Annotated in this window: 18 protein-coding genes; 10 read left to right on the forward strand and 8 right to left on the reverse strand. The window is 73.7% G+C overall.

What is annotated here, in order from left to right; all coding sequences use genetic code 11:
- Positions 1 to 90: 90 nt before the first annotated feature.
- The 4 genes from ACGFRB_RS08130 (at position 91) to ACGFRB_RS08145 (ending at position 2,312) form a co-directional block, all read left to right on the forward strand.
- Positions 91 to 1,248, forward strand: coding sequence for an acetyl-CoA C-acetyltransferase (locus tag ACGFRB_RS08130; RefSeq protein ID WP_393240457.1), 1,158 nt, complete (start codon positions 91 to 93; stop codon positions 1,246 to 1,248).
- Positions 1,249 to 1,379: 131 nt separating this feature from the next.
- On the forward strand, positions 1,380 to 1,544 hold the full coding sequence (locus ACGFRB_RS08135; protein WP_393240460.1) for a hypothetical protein: 165 nt from the start codon (positions 1,380 to 1,382) through the stop codon (positions 1,542 to 1,544).
- Between the two features lie 25 nt (positions 1,545 to 1,569).
- Positions 1,570 to 2,109, forward strand: a complete 540-nt coding sequence (locus ACGFRB_RS08140; protein WP_393240464.1) for a GNAT family N-acetyltransferase — start codon at positions 1,570 to 1,572, stop codon at positions 2,107 to 2,109.
- Between the two features lie 74 nt (positions 2,110 to 2,183).
- Positions 2,184 to 2,312 carry a hypothetical protein gene (locus ACGFRB_RS08145; protein ID WP_393240467.1) on the forward strand — a complete coding sequence of 43 codons (129 nt, stop codon included), beginning with the start codon at positions 2,184 to 2,186 and terminating at the stop codon, positions 2,310 to 2,312.
- A 162-nt stretch (positions 2,313 to 2,474) separates the two neighbouring features.
- On the opposite strand, the gene ACGFRB_RS08150 is transcribed toward ACGFRB_RS08145, so the two are convergent.
- From ACGFRB_RS08150 to ACGFRB_RS08165, 4 genes are read right to left on the reverse strand one after another with little or no spacing between them, the layout of a single operon-like run.
- Positions 2,475 to 3,521: an NAD(P)H-dependent flavin oxidoreductase gene (locus ACGFRB_RS08150; protein WP_393240470.1), complete on the reverse strand. Its 1,047-nt coding sequence runs from the start codon at positions 3,519 to 3,521 to the stop codon at positions 2,475 to 2,477.
- Positions 3,518 to 4,324: a CoA-transferase subunit beta gene (locus ACGFRB_RS08155; RefSeq protein ID WP_393240473.1), complete on the reverse strand. Its 807-nt coding sequence runs from the start codon at positions 4,322 to 4,324 to the stop codon at positions 3,518 to 3,520. The genes ACGFRB_RS08150 and ACGFRB_RS08155 overlap by 4 nt, the downstream gene beginning before the upstream one ends.
- The gene (locus ACGFRB_RS08160; protein WP_393240476.1) at positions 4,321 to 5,241 is read right to left on the reverse strand and encodes a CoA transferase subunit A; all 921 of its coding nucleotides are present in this window, start codon (positions 5,239 to 5,241) and stop codon (positions 4,321 to 4,323) included. The genes ACGFRB_RS08155 and ACGFRB_RS08160 overlap by 4 nt, the downstream gene beginning before the upstream one ends.
- Positions 5,238 to 5,999, reverse strand: coding sequence for an enoyl-CoA hydratase family protein (locus ACGFRB_RS08165; protein ID WP_393240478.1), 762 nt, complete (start codon positions 5,997 to 5,999; stop codon positions 5,238 to 5,240). The genes ACGFRB_RS08160 and ACGFRB_RS08165 overlap by 4 nt, the downstream gene beginning before the upstream one ends.
- A 64-nt stretch (positions 6,000 to 6,063) precedes the next feature.
- Here ACGFRB_RS08165 and ACGFRB_RS08170 point away from each other — a divergent pair, with 64 nt between their 5' ends.
- Complete coding sequence (locus ACGFRB_RS08170) at positions 6,064 to 6,933, forward strand: SDR family oxidoreductase (RefSeq protein ID WP_393240481.1); 870 nt, start codon at positions 6,064 to 6,066, stop codon at positions 6,931 to 6,933.
- Positions 6,934 to 6,935: 2 nt separating this feature from the next.
- The gene (locus ACGFRB_RS08175; protein ID WP_363011804.1) at positions 6,936 to 7,811 is read left to right on the forward strand and encodes an SDR family oxidoreductase; all 876 of its coding nucleotides are present in this window, start codon (positions 6,936 to 6,938) and stop codon (positions 7,809 to 7,811) included.
- 161 nt (positions 7,812 to 7,972) lie between these two features.
- Here ACGFRB_RS08175 and ACGFRB_RS08180 read toward each other — a convergent pair whose 3' ends face one another.
- The 3 genes from ACGFRB_RS08180 to ACGFRB_RS08190 all read right to left on the reverse strand — a co-directional run bounded on the left by ACGFRB_RS08180 (position 7,973) and on the right by ACGFRB_RS08190 (position 12,168).
- The gene (locus tag ACGFRB_RS08180) at positions 7,973 to 9,187 is read right to left on the reverse strand and encodes a DUF3103 family protein (protein ID WP_393240484.1); all 1,215 of its coding nucleotides are present in this window, start codon (positions 9,185 to 9,187) and stop codon (positions 7,973 to 7,975) included.
- A 321-nt stretch (positions 9,188 to 9,508) separates the two neighbouring features.
- Positions 9,509 to 11,038 carry an ankyrin repeat domain-containing protein gene (locus ACGFRB_RS08185; RefSeq protein WP_393240487.1) on the reverse strand — a complete coding sequence of 510 codons (1,530 nt, stop codon included), beginning with the start codon at positions 11,036 to 11,038 and terminating at the stop codon, positions 9,509 to 9,511.
- Between the two features lie 245 nt (positions 11,039 to 11,283).
- Complete coding sequence (locus ACGFRB_RS08190) at positions 11,284 to 12,168, reverse strand: hypothetical protein (protein ID WP_393240618.1); 885 nt, start codon at positions 12,166 to 12,168, stop codon at positions 11,284 to 11,286.
- A 435-nt stretch (positions 12,169 to 12,603) separates the two neighbouring features.
- Between ACGFRB_RS08190 and ACGFRB_RS08195 the strand changes: the two genes are divergently transcribed.
- Positions 12,604 to 13,392 carry a serine protease gene (locus ACGFRB_RS08195; protein WP_363011796.1) on the forward strand — a complete coding sequence of 263 codons (789 nt, stop codon included), beginning with the start codon at positions 12,604 to 12,606 and terminating at the stop codon, positions 13,390 to 13,392.
- 170 nt (positions 13,393 to 13,562) lie between these two features.
- Here the strand turns inward: ACGFRB_RS08195 and ACGFRB_RS08200 are convergent, their stop codons facing one another.
- Positions 13,563 to 15,344 (reverse strand): beta-galactosidase family protein, encoded by a 1,782-nt coding sequence (locus tag ACGFRB_RS08200; RefSeq protein WP_393240490.1) that lies wholly within the window; start codon positions 15,342 to 15,344, stop codon positions 13,563 to 13,565.
- Between the two features lie 240 nt (positions 15,345 to 15,584).
- On the opposite strand from ACGFRB_RS08200, the gene ACGFRB_RS08205 reads away from it, so the two are divergent.
- The 3 genes from ACGFRB_RS08205 to ACGFRB_RS08215 all read left to right on the forward strand — a co-directional run bounded on the left by ACGFRB_RS08205 (position 15,585) and on the right by ACGFRB_RS08215 (position 18,118).
- Positions 15,585 to 16,478 carry a helix-turn-helix domain-containing protein gene (locus tag ACGFRB_RS08205; protein ID WP_393240493.1) on the forward strand — a complete coding sequence of 298 codons (894 nt, stop codon included), beginning with the start codon at positions 15,585 to 15,587 and terminating at the stop codon, positions 16,476 to 16,478.
- An 11-nt stretch (positions 16,479 to 16,489) separates the two neighbouring features.
- Entirely contained in the window at positions 16,490 to 16,882 is a 393-nt protein-coding gene (locus ACGFRB_RS08210; RefSeq protein ID WP_363011792.1) for a chorismate mutase, read from the forward strand.
- Positions 16,883 to 17,023: 141 nt separating this feature from the next.
- Positions 17,024 to 18,118 carry an asparaginase domain-containing protein gene (locus ACGFRB_RS08215; RefSeq protein WP_393240496.1) on the forward strand — a complete coding sequence of 365 codons (1,095 nt, stop codon included), beginning with the start codon at positions 17,024 to 17,026 and terminating at the stop codon, positions 18,116 to 18,118.
- The last annotated feature ends 6 nt before the right edge of the window (positions 18,119 to 18,124 follow it).

Raw genomic sequence — 18,124 nt, forward strand, 5'->3', positions numbered from 1 at the left:
CTGGCTGCACGCGTGCCTTGGGTGTACGCGTGCACCGGACGTCCAAGGGCCGTCAACGCCCGCAGTCCACCAGGCACAGGAGGGACAGTCATGGCCGAGGCCTACATCGTCGACGCGGTTCGCACCCCGGTGGGCCGCCGCAGGGGCGGTCTCGGCGCGGTCCACCCGGCCGACCTCGGCGCCCACGTCCTGACCGCCCTGGTCCGGCGCACCGGCATCGACCCGGCCGCCGTCGAGGACGTCGTCTTCGGCTGCCTCGACACCGTCGGCCCGCAGGCGGGCGACATCGCCCGCACCTCCTGGCTGGCCGCCGGACTGCCCGAGGAGGTCCCCGGCGTCACCGTCGACCGCCAGTGCGGCTCCTCCCAGCAGGCCGTGCACTTCGCCGCCCAGGGCATCCTGTCCGGCACCCAGGACCTGGTCGTCGCGGGCGGCACCCAGAACATGACGATGATCCCGATCGCCTTCGCCTCCCGGCGGGCCGCCGCACCGCTGGGCCTCACCGAGGGCCCGTACGCCGGATCCGAGGGCTGGCGCGCGCGATACGGGAACGTGCCCGTCGATCAGTTCCACGGCGCCGAACTGATCGCCGCCACCTGGCACATCACCCGCCGCGACCAGGAAGAGTTCGCCCTGCGCTCGCACCGGCGGGCGGTCCGCGCGAGCGACGAGGGCCGGTTCGCGCGCGAGATCGTCCCGTACGGGCAGGTCACCGCCGACGAGGGGCCGCGCAGGGACACCAGCCTCGCCAAGATGGCGGGCCTCGCGCCGGTCGTCGAGGGCGGCACCATCACCGCCGCCTGCTCCTCCCAGATCTCCGACGGAGCCGCCGCGATGCTGCTCGCGAGCGAACGGGCGCTCCGCACCCACGGGTTGACGCCCCGGGCCCGGATCCACCACCTCTCCGTACGCGGCGAGGACCCGATCCGGATGCTGTCCGCGCCGATACCGGCGACCGCGCACGCCCTGAAGAAGACCGGGCTGACGATGGACGCCATCGACCTGGTCGAGATCAACGAGGCGTTCGCTCCGGTCGTCCTCGCCTGGCTCAAGGAGACCGGAGCCGACCCGGATCGCGTCAACGTCAACGGCGGCGCCATCGCCCTCGGCCACCCCCTCGGCGCCACCGGCGTCCGGCTGATGACGACCCTGCTGAGCGAACTGGAACGCACCGGCGGCCGTTACGGCCTCCAGACGATGTGCGAGGGCGGCGGCCAGGCCAATGTGACGATCATCGAACGGCTGTAGGGCGGATCCCTTACGGGCTGTACCCGATATACGGGTCTTACGGGGCCGTATATCGGTTGTCGACCGATAGGTGATCGGGGGACGGCTTACTGAGAGTCGACGTTCTCTTCGCGACGACCCTGGAGGCCCTCGTGCTCAGGCAGGCAGTTCTTCGAGTCATGATCGGCGGGGCGGCGGCCCTGGTGATCGGCGCCGTGGTCGTGCCGGCCGTGTCCGCTCACGCCACGACCACGGAGCCCGCCCCCGCGGGGACGGCGCCCAAGGGATGCAGTGGCAGCACCATGGGCTGCGTCTAACCCGGCCGTACGACGGGGACCGGCGATGACCGACATCGTGACGCGCCGCCTCCGGCTGCGCCGCTTCCGCGTCGACGACGCGCCCGCCCTGGCCCGGTATCGCTCCGATCCGTCGGTCGCCCGCTACCAGACCTGGCGCTCGCCGATCGGCCGGGCGGAGGCCGAGAAGATCGTCGCGGGCTACCGCGCGGAGAATCCCGAGGTGCCGGGCTTCTTCCAGTACGCGATCGAGCGCCACCGGCGCCCCGGCCTGATCGGCGACCTCGCCGTCGCGATCGAAGCCGGTGGTGGCCAGGCGGCGATGGGCATCACGCTCGCCCCGGACGTGCGGCAGCACGGCTATGCCACCGAGGCGATGGCGGCGGTGGCCGACCGGCTCTTCACCCTGGGCGTCCGGCGGATCACCGCCGCCTGCGACACCCGCAACACGGCGTCCGCGAGGCTCCTGCGACGGGTGGGCTTCGAAGAGTGGGGCCGGGAGAACCAGTACATAGAGGAGCGCGGCACCCACGCCGACCATCTGCTGTTCACGATGTCGAACGAGCAGCCGCGCCGCACCTCGTGAACCTGCCGGGAACCGACCGGTTCCCGGTGAACACCCCGCGCACCCCGCGCGGACACAACTCACAGGAGGACAACATGGTGGACCCGGGACGCGTCTCGGACCGTATCGCACCGGTCGACGCCGAGACCGAGAACGGAGCGCCGGCCGAGGAGGTGCGGAACCGGCCGGAGGAGCCGGGTGACGCGGAGGACACCGAGGCGTAGCCCTCGGACCCTTCGGGGTAGCCAAGGGCCGTAGGGGAGAGCATCCCTTACGGCCCTTACGGCCCTTACGGCCCTTACGGCCCTTACGGCCCTTACGGCCCTTACGGCCCTTAGGGGTCGGGGAGGACGTGTCTCTTGCGGCCTCCTACGGGCCCGCGTCCCCTACGGGCGGGGCAGGGTCCGCAGCGCCTCCGCCGCCTCCGTCATGATCCGGTCCACCAGCTCCCGGCAGCTCGGCAGATCCTCGATCACCCCGGCGACCTGGCCCGAGGCCATCACCCCCAGATCCGTGCGGCCCTCGACCAGCGCGGCCCTCAGCAGCATCGGGGTGTTCGCGGCGAGCAGGACCTGGCTCCAGGACAGATCCTTGCCGTGCCGCAGGGCCCGGCCGTCGCGGACCATCGCCGTCCAGGACAGCCCCGACACCCGGCGGAAGACCGCCGCCCGCCGGACCGCGTGTGCCAACGCCCGTACCCTGCCAGCTCGTTCGAGTGCGTCGACCATCTCGGTGCGCAGCATCCGGTGCGGCAGTCCGTCGACGGCGGTGGTGACGAGGGCGTCCCGGGGGGCCGCTGCCAGATAGCGGGCCTTGACGGCGTCGGGGACGGTCGAGTCCGAGGTGAGGAGGAAGCGGGTGCCCATGGCGATGCCCGCCGCCCCGTAGGACAGCGCGGCGACCAGACCGCGCCCGTCGTGGAAGCCGCCCGCCGCGATCACGGGGATCCCGACGGCGTCCACCACCTGCGGCAGCAGGACCGTCGTCGCCACCTCGCCGGTGTGCCCGCCGCCCTCGCCGCCCTGGACGACCACGGCGTCCGCGCCCCAGGCGGCGACCTTCTCGGCGTGCCGGCGGGCCCCGACCGACGGGATGACGACGACTCCGGCGTCCTTCAGCTCGGCGATCAGCTCCCGTGACGGCGCGAGCGCGAACGACGCGACCCGGACACCCTCTTCGACGATGATCCGGACCCGTTCCCGGGCGTCGCCCGCGTCCGCCCGCAGATTGACCCCGAACGGCTGGTCGGTGCGGGACCTCACCTCCCGTACGGCGGCCCGGAGCCGTTCGGTGCTCATGGTGGCGGAGGCGAGGATGCCGAGGGCGCCGGCGTTCGCGGTGGCCGACACCAGCCGGGGCCCGGCGACCCAGCCCATGCCGGTCTGCACGATCGGGTGCCGTACGCCGGTCAGTTCGGTCAGCGCCGTTCTCACCGGGGTCCCACCTCGCGCTCGCGCCGCCCGCCGGGGTCGAGGATCTCGCGGATCAGCCGCAGTTCGGCGGGGCTCGGTGCGCGCGTCACCGGTACCTCCTCGTCGGGGCCGTCGACGGCGAGGTCGAAGCCGGTCGCGGCCCGCACCTCGGCCACGGTGACGCCCGGGTGGGTGGACGCGAGTCGCATCCGGTGGTCGGGCGTCGCGAAGTCGAGCACGGCCAGATCGGTGACGACCCGGGGGAGATGGTGGTACGGGCCCGTGGCGTGGTCGTAGCCGACACCGCTGATCATGTCGACGCGCTCGACGAACACCCGCAGCGAATGCCGGGGAATCCAGTAACTCACCGGATGATTCAGCGTGTTGACGGGGGCTCCGCGTACGCCGAGGAGTTGGCGGGTCGGCCGGTGCCAGTCGCCGACGCAGGAGATGTTCTGGTTGCCGTACCGGTCGATCTGGCTCGCGCCCATCATCACGTGCCGCCGGCCGCCGGTCACCAGGGCCAGATGCCTGCGGTACGGCAGCCAGCCCTCGGGGCGCCCGTCGAGGCCGACCAGGAGCGCCTCGCCGTCGGTGAGCAGCAGCTCGGGGGCGAAGGTCCGCCGGGCGAGAGCGGCCCCGAGGGCCGGGACGAGACCCATCGGGCTGGCCAGGATCTCCCCGTCGCCCCGCCACGCCTCGGCGCAGGCCACCACGCAGACCTCGGCCCGGGTGGCAGGCGCGGCTTCGACGGAAGGGGCGGCTTCGGCGGTAGGGATGGTCTCGGCGGCGGGGGTCGCCGGGCCGCTGTCCGCTGTCGTCATGTCCGTCCCTCCTCGCGCGCGTCACTCGCGCTCCGTTCCTCGTGCCAGGCGCGGACGGCGGCCTGGTAGTCGTCCTCGCTCTTGCCGGACAGGAAGCGTGCGGCGAACGCGGGCCAGGGCGTGGTCGCGTACAGCTTCTGGAACGCCTCGTCGCGCCCGTGGTCGGGGGCCGCCGAGGTGAAGTGCGCCCCGTTCGGGGCCTCGGTGACCCCGGTGACGGTGTGCCGGGAGACCAGCAGGGTCTGCGGGACGGTGTCCGGCCCGAAGCCGTCGACCAGCCGTTCGCAGGAGACGTACGCGGTGTCGGCGGCCTCGCAGAACAGGTCGTCGAAGTACGGATCGGGCCCGAGGTACTGGCCGTTGCCCCGGCGGTCGGCGCGGTCCAGATGGACGAGCGCCGCGTCGAGGCGCAGCGCGGGCACGGCGACGAACTCCTCGCCGTCCTCGTACGGCGAACGCACCGTCCGCAGCCCGGGGTTTACCCGCATCACATCGGAGCCGAGGCCCGCGCGCACCGGCAGGAACGGCAGCCGGTTGGCGGCCGCGTGCAGGCCCCACATGAACATCGCCTCGTCCAGCTCGGTCAGTTCGAGGGTGCCGTGTTCACGGGCGGCCCGGAAATGGGGTTCGAGGGGGATCGAGTCGAGGGTGGCGAAGGGGGCGACGAGCCGGCGGATCCGTCCTGCGGCGGCGAGCATGCCGACGTCGGGACCGCCGTACGACACCACCGTCAGATCACCGATCCCGGCCCGGAGCACCGCTCTCACCAGCGCCATCGGCTTGCGCCGGGAGCCCCAGCCGCCGATCCCGACCGTCATCCCGGACCGCAGCCGGCCCGCGACCTCGTCGGGCGTGAGCACCTTGTCCGGACCGCCGGGGGCACCGGGCCTGTCGATCTCTTCGGTCCCGCCGCTCATGACCGCGCCTCCTTCGCGTCAAAGGAGCCGAACGTGTCGCGGACCCGGCCGGCGACGCCGTTCAGGTTGGCCTCGAAGGTGAAGCCCTGCTCGAAGCGGTAGCTGCGGCGGACGTCGACCGGATCGATGCCGTTCAGGGCGGCCTTGGCCAGCCGGAGCAGCGTGCCGTCCTTCGCCGCTATCTCGCCCGCCAACTCCAGTGCGGAAGCCAGGAGTTCCCTGCGCGGGACCACTCGCCAGACCGATCCGTGGGCGTGCAGCTCGTGCGCGGTGACGGTGCGCGCGGTGTAGTAGAGCGCGCGCGTCAGATGCTGGGGGACGAGACGAGCGAGATGGGTGGCGGCGCCGAGCGCGCCCCGGTCGAGTTCCGGCAGTCCGAAGACCGCGTCCTCGGCGGCCACGATCGCGTCGGCGTTGCCGGCGAGCCCGACACCGCCGCCCAGGCAGAAGCCGCCCACCGCCGCGACCACCGGCACCTCGCAGTCGTAGACGGCGGCGAAGGCCGCCGCGCAGCCGTGGTTGACGCCGATGAGCGCGTCATGGCCCGGGTCGCGCCGCAACTCCTTGATGTCGACGCCCGCGTTGAAGCCGCGCCCCTCGGCGGCGAGCACGACACAGCGGGTCCCCGGATCCCGCCCGGCGGCGCGGACGGCGTCGGCGAGGTCGTACCAGCCGCGTACGGGAAGGGCGTTGACGGGTGGGAAGTCGACGGTGACGACGGTGATGCCCGGTTCCGGGCGAGAGGTGGAGACACCCATGAGCGGATCAGCTACCTTTCCACCAAACGTTTGTTAGGTAACTCTGGGAGGAAGGTAGCAGCCGATGGAGCTGGAGGGGAGGGTCGCCGTCGTCACCGGCGGCACCCGGGGCGTCGGCGCCGGAATCGCCCGGGCCTTCCTGCGAGCCGGCGCCGAGGTCGTCGTCTGCGCCCGCCGCCCCCCGGACGCGCCGGTCGCGGCTTCCGGTCGCGAGGCCGCGTACCACCCCGTCGACCTGCGGCGGCCGGACGAGGTGACCGGCCTGTTCGCCCGCGTCGCCGAGCGGTACGGGCGGCTCGACACCCTCGTCAACAACGCGGGCGGCACCCCGTACCGCCTCCTCGGCGAACGGGCCGATACCGAACGGGCCGATACCGGACGGGCCGATACCGGACGGGCCGACGCCGAACGGAACGGTGCGGGGCTCGGCGGTACCGGACGCGGCGATGTCGAACGGCACGCCCGTGTCGTCGAGTTGAACCTGATCGCCCCGCTCGCCGCGTCCCTCGCCGGGTACCCTCTGCTGCGTGCCGCCCGAGGCTCCGTCGTCATGATCGGCAGCGTCAGCGGCGCCCGTCCCTCGCCCGGCACCGCCGCCTACGGTGCCGCGAAGGCCGGTCTGGAGCACCTGGCCCGCTCGATGGCCGTGGAATGGGCGCCCGAAGTCCGCGTGAACACCCTCGTCCTGGGCATGGTCCGTACCGAACTGTCCCACCTGCACTACGGCGACGCCGACGGCCTCACGGCCATCGGGCGCACCATCCCGCTCGGCCGGCTCGCCGAACCGTCCGACGCCGGCGAGGCCGCCGTCTTCCTCGCCTCCGACCGGGCGGCCTACGTCTCCGGCGCCTCGCTGCTGCTGCACGGGGGCGGCGAACGACCCGCCTTCCTGGCTGCGGCGACCGTCAACACCCGAACGGACAAGGAGAACTGACCATGGGTCTGTGCGACGAACGCGTGGTGATCGTGACCGGTGCCGGCCGCGGCCTCGGCCGCGCCCACGCCCTGGCCTTCGCCGCGGAGGGCGCGAAGGTCGTCGTCAACGACCTGGACGTCGGCCTCGACGGCCGGGGCTCGGGCGGCGAAGCGGCGGCCGGCGTGGTCGCCGAGATCCGGGCGTCGGGCGGCGAGGCCGTCGCGCACGGCGGCGACATCGCGAGCGAGCAGGGCGCGTCGTCCCTGGTGCGGATCGCGCTGGAGACATACGGGCGGCTCGACACCCTCGTCAACAACGCCGGCTTCCTGCGGGACCGGATGCTCGTCAACCTCACCGAGACCGACTTCGACGCGGTGCTGCGCGTCCATGTGAAGGGCCACTTCCTGCCCCTGCGGCACGCGGCCGCGTACTGGCGCACCGAAGCCAAGGAGGGCCGGCCCGTCGTGGGCCGGGTCGTCAACACCACTTCCGGGGCGGGGCTGTTGGGGAGCGTCGGGCAGGCCAACTACGTCGCCGCCAAGGCCGGGATCGTCGGGCTGACCCTGGTCGCGGCGGCCGAACTGGCCGGTTACGGGGTCCAGGTCAACGCCATCGCCCCGGCCGCCCGCACCCGGATGACCGAGCGGACCTTCACGGACCTCGCCGCGCCGCCCGAGGACGTCTCGCCGCTGGTCGTCTGGCTCGGCTCGGCCGCGTCGGCCGGGGTCACCGGCCGGGTCTTCGAGGCCGAGGGCGGGCGGCTGACCGTCATGGACGGCTGGCACTCCGGCCCCACCGCCGACAAGGGGTCCCGCTGGACCCCCACCGAAGCGGGCGAGGCCGCCCTGAAGCTCCTGGCCTCCGCCACCCCGCCGGGCCCCGTGTACGGAGCCTGACGCCGGCCGGACGGGGCTTGGCGCGGGCCTGACGCGGGTCGGGCGGTGATCGGATACGACGGGGCCCGCGGAGAACTGCTGTCTCCGCGGGCCTCGTTCGGGTGTCTCCGTGCGCGCTGCCGCCCTCCGCCTATCCGCGCGAGGCGCGGACGCGCGGGGGGTCAGAGCTGCGAGACGAAGTACGGCTCGACGGTCATGTAGCCGTTGTTGCTGGCGCCGTAGAGGGTGCCCTTGCTCTGCTTGGCCAGGGTGTACCAGCTGTCGACGTAGTCCGGGTCGTCGGTCCACCAGGAGTCCGGGATGGCGTCCAGGATCGCGTTCACCAGCGGGATGTAGGCGCCCTGGTCGGTGATCGTGAGCAGGACGGTCGCGATCGCCTTGGCGAGGTCGCGGTAGTTGGTGCTGCCGTCCTCCTCCATCATCACGACGTCGGCCAGGTTGTACTTGTAGTTCGACCAGTTGACCAGGAGCTGGTTCGGGTAGTAGACGACGCCGTCGTCCTTGATGTACGGCATGGTCACCGGGTCGACCCGGACCTTGCCGTCCTGGCCGAAGCCGCTGACGAGGCTGTAGATCTCGGCGCCGCCCTTGATCCAGGGCTCCTTGTCGTCCTTGAGGTGGACGGCCGTGATCTTCGTGCTCCAGTACCCGGCCGCCGCCGCGCCGGCCACGCCGGCCGTCTTCGACTGCGGGGCGGTGGTCGTGGTGTTCACGGCCCCGGGCCCGGCGGAGGGAACGCCCGCCTTGTTGAACTCCTCGCGCATGACGTCCAGACCGGCCGCCAGTGCCTTCTCGCCGTCGACGTCGACGACGTACACGGGCCGCGCGGGCGCCTTGGCGGCGTCCAGCCGGTGGGCGACGCCCCGGCTGTCGTAGGCGGTGACGGTGGTGAGGCCGTCGTCGGCGACGGCGGCGGCCACCCACGGCTCCTCGCCGGCGCGGAGCGCGGAGCGCATCGACTCGTCGCCGAGGCGCAGCTCCAGCAGCGAACCCGTCTTCGCGTCCAGGCCCTTGGCGCGGGCGATGTCCCGGTCGGCGGCGGCGAGTTGGGTCTTCAGGGCGCCGGGCGCCTTCGCGGCCAGGGGGACCTCGCCCGACTTCAGCGCGGCCGCGCGCAGGCTCTTGTTCCAGGCCGCGTCGCCGAGCGAGCGTGCGACGGCCTTCGCCGCCCGGTCCTGGGCCGAGGTGACGGCGGCCCGGGTGGCGGTACGGGAGTGGGCCGAGGCCGCACCCGCCACCCGGTCGTGGGACGGGGCCGGGGCGGGAGCCGCGGTGGCGGCGGAGGCCACGGACAGGGTCTGGGCCGCGCAGAGCGCGACCAGGGTCGCCGCGGTCGCGGCGAGGGTGCGGGGGCGTCGGGTGGGACGAGATCTCACGGCTCGATCCTCCAGGGTGGGAGCGGTCGGGGGGGGCGTGCGGGTGGGGGGTGCGGGTGTGCGCGTGTGCGTGGGGGCGTCCGCCCGGTCGGCGGGGTGGTGCGAGGGGTGTCGAAGCAGACCCGGAAGGGGGGTGGAATCCCGGGTCTCGTAGGCGATCTATGCGGGTAGATTCTTTCCGCGAAGCTCATGATGGCGTGTGCATGTCATGTACACAAGGTCTGCCGGACACGAGCCCGCCGACTTGTCACCGGCCGCCGGAAACAACACGGTTCGAGCCGCAGGCGACACGGATCGAGGGGAGGGGCAGTCGGCGGCGGCTCACCGGCCGCGCGGCACGGTCCACTCCAGACGGGTCCGGACCCGCGGGTCCGCGAGGTGTTCGAGGGCCGCCAGCGCCGTCTCGCGAGCCGGTCCCTCGGGGTCACCGTCCGCGAGAATCGCCGCCAACACCTCGATAGCGCGCGGATCCTGACGGATCGCCAGCCCACGCGCCGCCTCGGCGGCCGTCTCCGGATCCGGGTCGGCGAGCCGCGCCGCGAGCGCGTCCCGCACCACGGCCGTGTCGTCGGGGAGTTCGGCGAGCGCGAGCGTCGCCCAGTCCCGTACCCGCGCCACCGGATCGCGGGCGAGCCGCACCAGCACCCCGGTCGCCACCGTGTCCCCGGCGGGCACCAACCCCGCGAGCGCCGCGCCCACCTGCTGCCGCACCTGCGGATCGGGATGCCCGGCGAGCTCCAGCAGCTCCGGAACGGCCGCCGGATCCGCCAGCCGCCCGAGCGCCACCACCGTGGACAGCGCGGGCTCCCGCGCCCCGAGGGCCCGCGGATCCGCCGACCGGTACGCCCGCGCGCACCCCGCCGCCAGCGCGCGCAGCACCTCCACCGCGTCCCCGGCGCCCCCCGGCCCCGCGGCGAGCTCACCCAGCACCCGGGCCCCGAACGCACGGCGCAGCGGATCCGGATCCGCGCACCAGGCGCCGGCGGCGGCCAGCACGTCCGGCGCCCCGGCCCGCTCCACGAGCGCGGTCGCGGCCGTGGTCCAGTCCTCCTGCTCCGGATCACCGCATCGCAGCGCCCGCCCGGCCAGCTCCTCCGGTACGGCCGGCAGCCCCAGCGCGCCCTCCAGCAGCGTGGCGATCGCCGCGTGCCCAGTCTGCCGCTCGTCGCCGCTGCCCGGCGCCCCGTCCTCCCGCAGCAGCTCGACGACCACCGTGATCCCACCGTCCTCGGGCACCCGCCGCACCACCGCCTCGTAGGTGTCCTGGGCGCCCCCGCCCCGGCCCTGAACGAGCCCGCGCCGCAGTTCCGCCGCCATGTCGACACCGATCCACCGCCGCGCCTCGGCCAGCGCCCGGGCCACCGCCTCCCGGTCCCGGCTCGCGCCGTGTTCGAGCAACGTCCGCACCAGGGACGACGAGCCGCGCCGGGCGGCGGCCGTCAGCGGGTCGAGCCCGTCCGGACCCGGCCGACCGGGGTCGGCGCCGGCCGTCAGCAGCTCCCGCGCCACCTCCGTGTGCCCGAGCCGAGCCGCCCAGGCCAGGGCCGTGTATCCGAACTCCTCCTCCTGGTCGGGCGCCGCGCCCGCCGCGAGCAGTGCCCGGACGACCTCGGTGTGCCCGCCGCACGCCGCTCCGCACAGCGGCAGATCGACGGAGTCCTCGCCGCTCGCGCGCCCCGGGTCGGCACCGGCGGCCAGCAACAGCCGTGCGGTGCCGGGCCGGTTGTGGACGGCCGCCGCGTACAGCGGCGTCTCGCCCTCGTCGGACCTGCCCTCGGGATCGGCACCCGCCCGCAAGGCCCGGACGACCGCGTCGTCCCCGGCGGTCAATGCGTCGAACAGCGTGTTCATGCGCCGATTCTGGCCCACGCCGGAGCGGCGTCGCACTCGGGATGCGGCCCGGGAGATCTCTCGGACCGGCGGGTTCACCGGCCCGTGCTGCCGTACGGAGGCCGGGCCGGTCCTGGGGTGCGCGAGGCGGTCTCTCGCGGGGCTGTCCCGCCCGGGCAGGCGAGTCCCGTACGACTGTGTGACCGTACGACGAGCCCGGCGCCCTCGCGTCGATCAAGGGCCTTCGCACCCGGGACGGGACCGGCTCAGAGCGCGCACTCCAGGACCGTACGGCACACCCCGCACCGGGCCCTGACGTCGCGTCCGCCATGTCCGCCACCGTGTCCACTGCCATGACCGGTGCCGTGTCCGGCGTCCGCGCCGCCGTCCGGGACCCGCAGTCGCTGCGCGCAGACGGGACAGGGGAAGACCCGGTCCCCGGCGGCCCGGGCGCGGCGGCGGGCGGCCCACCCCGCGCCCGCCAGTGGTGCCCGCCGCCAGTCGCGCGCCGCCTCGGCCCGGCCCCGTACCCACGCGTCGTACGCCACCGCGCTGGTGAACCAGGGGGAGGGGTCCTCGCCGAACACCCCGGCGCGTTTGGCGAGGACGTAACCGAACTCCTCCGGCGTCAGATAGCCGAGCTTCTGGCTGGACATGCCGTCCTGCCGGAACGCGTCGAGCAGCAGCCAGCCCGCGCCGAGGTAGGTGGTGACGACATCGGTGAGGATCTCGTTCTCGGCGGTCGTCGGGAACGAGAGCCCGAGCCGGTGCAGCAGCACATGGGTCATCTCGTGGGCGAGCGCGGCGCCGATGTCGGTGCGGTGGGTGCGGAAGCGTTCGTTCAGTTCGACGGCGTACACGGTGCCCGCGGCCGGGTCGACGCTCGCCGCGTGCTCCATCGAATGGAAGGTCACCAGGGTGGGGGCGTCCGGGAGTCGCAGATGCTGTACGAGCGCGCGGGCGGCGCGGGCGGCGCCGGTGTGCGGATCCTCGGCCGTGCCGACCGCCACCTCCGAGGCCGGGACGCTCGACTCGTAACGGCGCACACCGTCGGGGGAGAGGCGCCGGTAGAGGGCCGTGATCGACGATCGGACCGTGTCGAGATGCGGGAACCCGTGCTCGACGCGGGAGACTGCTTCGCTGTGCGGCACGTTCGGCACGCCGGACCACCCCCTGCCGTCCAGGGTACGGCCGGTGACCCGGCGTTCCCCGGCCCTTGTCACCCGATCGCCCCATCCTCCCCCCGCGCCCCCGCTCCGTTCCCCTCCCCCTTCCGTATCCCGCCGCTTCCTCCCGCCGCTCGGGCCGCTCCCGTCCCCTTCCGTCTCGTCTCGTCTCCTCCCGTCTCTTCCCGCCTTCCCTGCCTCTCCCGCCCCCTCTGTCTCCCTCCACCCCGCTCCGTTCCCCGGCCTCTCCGGGCCCTCCGATATCTCCTGTTTCTCCAGCCTCAGGATGATCCCTCCCGGACTTCGCCGATCTGGCCGAAAAGGCCACCTTGTGACTCCTGTCGGGTGCTGTCCATAATCCGGGACATGCCTTGACGGGCTCATGTCATCAAGGCCAACCCCCCACGAAAGGGCAGTCGCATGCAGCAGAAGAAGAACAGACTGGTCCGCGCCCTCCAGAGGCTCGCCGCGACCGGAGCCGTCGTTCTCGCCGCCGTCAGCCTCCAGCCCACCACGGCCACCGCCGCGCCCAACCCCGTCGTCGGCGGCACCCGCGCCGCCCAGGGCGAGTTCCCCTGGATGGTCAGGCTCTCCATGGGCTGCGGAGGCTCCCTGATCAGCCCCCAGGTCGTCCTCACCGCCGCGCACTGCGTCAGCGCGACCGGCAACAACACCAGCATCACCGCCACCGCCGGCGTCGTCGACCTCCAGTCCAGCAGCGCCATCAACGTCCGCTCCACCAAGGTCTACCGCGCTCCCGGCTACAACGGCATGGGCAAGGACTGGGCCCTCATCAAGCTCGCCTCGCCCATCAGCGGCCTGGCCAACCTGAAGCTCGCCGAGACCACCGCCTACAACAACGGCACCTTCACCATCGCCGGCTGGGGCGCCGCCAGCGAGGGCGGCGCGCAGCAGCGCTACCTGCTCAAGGCGACCGTCCCGTTCGTCTCCGACGCCGCCTGCCAGGCGGCGTACGGCAGCGACCTCGTGCCCAGCGACGAGATCTGCGCCGGCTACCCGCAGGGCGGTACCGACACCTGCCAGGGCGACTCCGGCGGCCCGATGTTCCGCAAGGACGACACCGGCGCCTGGATCCAGGTCGGCATCGTGAGCTGGGGCCAGGGCTGCGCCCGGCCCAACTACCCCGGCGTCTACAGCGAGGTGTCCACCTTCGCCGCCGCCATCAAGGCGGCCGCGGCCACCCTGTAGCGACGAGCCACGACGCGACGCCGCCCGCACGCGCGGGCGGTCATGCGGCACACACCCAGCGGTGCCCGGGGCCACGACCGGCCCCGGGCACCGTCGCACGAGGGCGCCGCGAGGCCCCGTACCGCCTGCCGCTCCCGCCCCTTACCGCACCACCGGCTCGCCCCCGCCCGTCACCGCTCCACCGGCTCGCCCCCGCCCCCTGCCCACTCCACCAGCTCGACCCCGCCGCCCGCCGGCCCCGCCAGCTCCAGCACCCACACCTCGTTCGCACCCGCCCGCAGCACCGGACCCGGGACGAAGAGGGAGTCCTGCGGACCCGCGTTCCAATAGCGGCCCAGGCAGAACCCGTTCACCCACACGAAGCCGCGGGTCCACCCCGGCAGCCGCAGCGCCGCGTCACCAGGGGAGGGGACCCCCACCACCGCACGGAACAGGCCGGGACCCGGCGTCGCCGGCACCGCCGTGAACGGCACCCGCGCCACCGCCTTTGGCACGAACGTGTCCAGCCGCAGCGCCTGGGACCGCACACCGTGCAGATACTGCCGCTCGTGCAGCACCCCGCCCGTGACGCCCTTCGGCTCCGTCAGCCGAGGCCCGTAGTTGACCCGGCCCAGCGACTCCACCCACAGCTCCACCGCCGCGGGCCCCGCCACCGGCTCCGGCAGCACCGCGTCCGCCGTGTCCAGCACCCCGGCCAGGGCCCCGTCCACGTACACCGTCGCCAGATCCGCGAGCCCCGCCACCCCCAGCGGGTACGGCTGCCGCGGCCCCGGCACGTCCAGCCGGTAGCGGACCACACCCCGGTCCACCCCCAGCTCCTCGAAGGACGGCGGCACCGCCGTGTGCCGCTCCTCGTCACCGAGGACCTCCATCACCCGCGCCGGCGAGGCCCAGCCGTCCACCGTGCCCACCGCCGGCGCGCCGATCCGTGCCGGCGGCTTTGGCACCTCGGGCAGCGGCCCCTCCGCGTACTTCTCCAGCACCTCACGGAACAGCCGGAACTTCTCCGTCGGCAGCCCCGCCTCGTCGATCGGCGCGTCGTAGTCGTACGAGGTCACCGTCGGCCGCAGCTCGCCCCGGTGCAGCTCCCCGTCCCGGTTCGCCCCCGCCCAGCCGCCGAAGCTCGTCCCGCCGTGCGCCATATAGATGTTGACCGACGCGCCGCACTCCAGGATCTCCCGCAGCGTGTCGGCCGCGTCCGCCGGCGCCCGGCCCACATGCTCCCGGCCCCAGTGGTCGAACCAGCCGCACCAGAACTCCATGCACATCAGCGGACCGTCCGGCCGGTGCCGCCGCAGCGTCTCGAAGGCCTTCCGCGCGCCCGAGCCGAAGTTCGCCGTCGCCAGCAGCCCCGGCACCGAACCGCCCGTCAGCATGTGATCCTCGGGGCCGTCCGACGTGAACAGCGGCACCTCCACCCCGCACGCCACCAGCAGATCCCGCAGCCACTCCAGATACGCCGTGTCGGTGCCGTAACTGCCGTACTCGTTCTCCACCTGAACCATGAGCACCGGGCCGCCGCGCCCGATCTGCCGCTCGACCACCTGCGGAAGCAGCCGCCGGAACCAGCGCTCCACATGCTCCAGATACGCGGCGTCCCGGGTACGCACCCGCAGGCCCAAAGGGCCCGTCAGCCAGTGCGGCAGCCCGCCGTTCTCCCACTCGGCACAGATGTACGGGCCCGGGCGCACGATCGCCCGCATCCCGGCCGCCGCCACCGCGTCCAGGAACCGGCCGAGCGCCTCGACGTCCCCGTAGCGGCCCGGCTCCGGCTCGTACAGATTCCACGGCACGTATGTCTCGACGCAGTTCAGGCCCATCGCGCGGAGCATCCCGATCCGGTGCTCCCACTGCTCCTCGTGCACCCGGAAGTAGTGCAGCGCCCCCGACAGCAGCCGCACCGGCCGCCCGTCGAGCAGGAAATCCTCGTCACCCACCACGAAGTCACTCATGGACCCACCCTCGCGCGTGGACGGCGGACCGGTCCATGGACAAAAATCAGGGCGGTTTGGACCTTTCTGTACGCGACGGGAGCGGGCCCCGCCCGTGCCGGGGACGTACGACAGCCCCGGCAGCCCCACCAGCCCCGGCAGCCACACCACCCCCGGCAGTCACACCGCCGACAATCGCGGAGACGGCACCACCGCACCACGGCAGCACCGCACCAACGAGGCCAGGAAAGCAGCCACGCGATGTACGAGACCTGGATGCGCTTCTTCACACCCAGCCCCGTCCACCACCGACTCGGTCTGGTCTGCCTCGGCGTCGGACTCCAGCACGGACCCCTGCCCACCGTCGGCCCGCGCACCCTCGACCACCATGTCGCCGTCGTCGTGGCCGCCGGCAGCGGCTGGTTCCTCGGCCCCGACGGCCACCGCGCCCCCGTCACCGCCCCCGCCCTGCTCTGGCTCACCCCCGGCGTACCCCACCACTACTCCGCCGACCCGGACACCGGCTGGGACGAGTCCTTCGTCGACTTCTGCGGACCGGCCACCGCCACCTACACCGAACTCGGCTACATCGAACCCGACCGGCCCGTCGTCCCCCTCTCCGACGCCGCCCCCGCCCGCGCCGTCATCGGCCGCATCGCCCGCGCCGCCCGCCCCGGCAACCCCCTCCTCGAAGTCGAGACCGCCGCCGCCGTCCACGAACTCCTCGTCACCCTGCGCCACGCCCGCGCCGACACCACCGCCGACGGCGCCCCCGTCCTCGCCGCCCTCGCCCGCGACGCGTTCACCCCGCTGACCGTCGCCGAACACGCCGCCCGGCACGGCATGTCCACCGCCGAACTGCGCACCGCCGTCCAGCGCACGGCCGGCCGCAGCCCCAAGGACTACCTGCTCACCATCCGCCTCGGCCGCGCCAAGGAACTCCTCGCCGGCACCGAACTGTCCGTCTCCGCCGTGGCCCGCCGGGTCGGTTACGACGACCCCGCCTACTTCTCCCGGCTCTTCACCCGCCGCGTCGGCACCGCGCCCGTCCGCTTCCGCGCCCAGCAGCGCGTCACCCTCCCGGACGGCTGGAACACCACCGTCCCCGTCCCGGATCCCGAACACGAACCGGCCGTTTCCCCCGGTTCCGGCTAGGCTCCCCGCTCATGAGCGACACCCCCGACGACACGACGAACAGCCACCGTGAGACCGGCGGCCAGAACAGCGGCGAGAACAGCGGAGACAGCGGCGGTACGCGCGGCGTCGACCCGGCCGTCCAGGCCGAGCTGAACCGGCTGCGCGCCAGCATCGACAACATCGACGCGGCCGTCGTCCACATGCTCGCCGAACGGTTCAAGTGCACCCAGCAGGTCGGCGTCCTCAAGGCCGAACACAATCTGCCGCCCGCCGACCCCTCCCGCGAGGCCCGTCAGATCGCCCGGCTGCGGGAACTCGCCGAGAGCGCCCGGCTCGACCCGGCGTTCGCGGAGAAGCTGCTGAACTTCATCATCGCCGAGGTCATCCGCCACCACGAGACGATCGCCGACGAAACGCGCTGAACCGCGCCGCCGGGCCACGCCCCGACGTACCGTAGGCCCGCGCGCGTACACGTACACGTACCCGAACTCCGCACCGGAACGTGTACGAGCACGCGGGCACAGGCACAGGCACGGGCGACGGGAACGGGACAGGGCACCCACATGACCGACCACGACACACCCCAGCACACCGACACCAGCACCGACCCCGACCCCAGCACCACGACCGCCTTCGCCGCAGCCGAACCGGCGCGCCGCGTCACCGTCCTCACCCTCGGCGGCACCATCTCCGCACGCGGCGGCGGCGCCGACACCCGCCTCAGCGGCCGGGAAGTCCTCGACACACCCGGCATCACCCCCGACGGCGTCCGGGTCGAACTGCGCGACTTCCGCCGCGTCCCCAGCTCCTCCCTCGCCTTCGAGGACCTGACGGCCCTCGCCGACGAGGTCCGCGAGGCCGTCGCCGGCGGATCGGGCGTGGTCGTCGTCCAGGGCACCGACACCCTGGAGGAGACCGCCTTCCTCCTCGACCTGCTGTGCACCACCGAGCGGCCCATCGCCGTCACCGGCGCCATGCGCCGCCCCGACCTGCCCGGCGCCGACGGCCCCGCCAACCTCGCCGCCGCCCTCGCCGTCGCCGCCGACCCCGGCTGCCAGGGCCTCGGCGTCCTCGTCGTCCTCGCCGACGAGATCCACGCCGCCCGCCACGCACACAAAGCCCACACCACCTCCGTCGCCACCTTCACCTCACCCGGCGCGGGCCCCCTCGGCACCGTCGTCGAAGGCGTCCCCCGCGTCCTGCTCCGCCCCACCGTCCCCACCCGGGCCTGCGCCCTGCGCTTCGACCCCACCCTCCGCGTCGCCCTGCTCACCCTCACCCTCGGCGACACCGGTGAACTCCTCGACGCCGTCGCCGAACACCCCGAGCGCTACGACGGCCTGGTCGTCGCCGCGTTCGGCGCCGGCCACGTGCCCGCCCCGCTCGTCGCGCCCCTCGCCGAACTGGCCGCCCGGATGCCCGTCGTCCTCGCCTCCCGTACGGGCGCCGGTACGACGCTCTCGCACACCTACCGCGGCCCCGGCTCCGAAACCGACCTGCTGCACCGCGGCCTCATCCCCGCCGGCCCGCTCGCCCCCGCCAAGGCCCGCCTGCTGCTGCACGCCCTGCTCTCCAGCGGCGCCCGCGGCCCCGCCGGCTACGACCGCCCCCGTATCACCGCCGCCTTCGCCCACCTCGACGGCGCCGGCCTCGCCTGAGGACCG

The organism is Streptomyces sp. NPDC048718, from assembly GCF_043198875.1.
Taxonomy (GTDB): Bacteria; Actinomycetota; Actinomycetes; order Streptomycetales; family Streptomycetaceae; genus Streptomyces.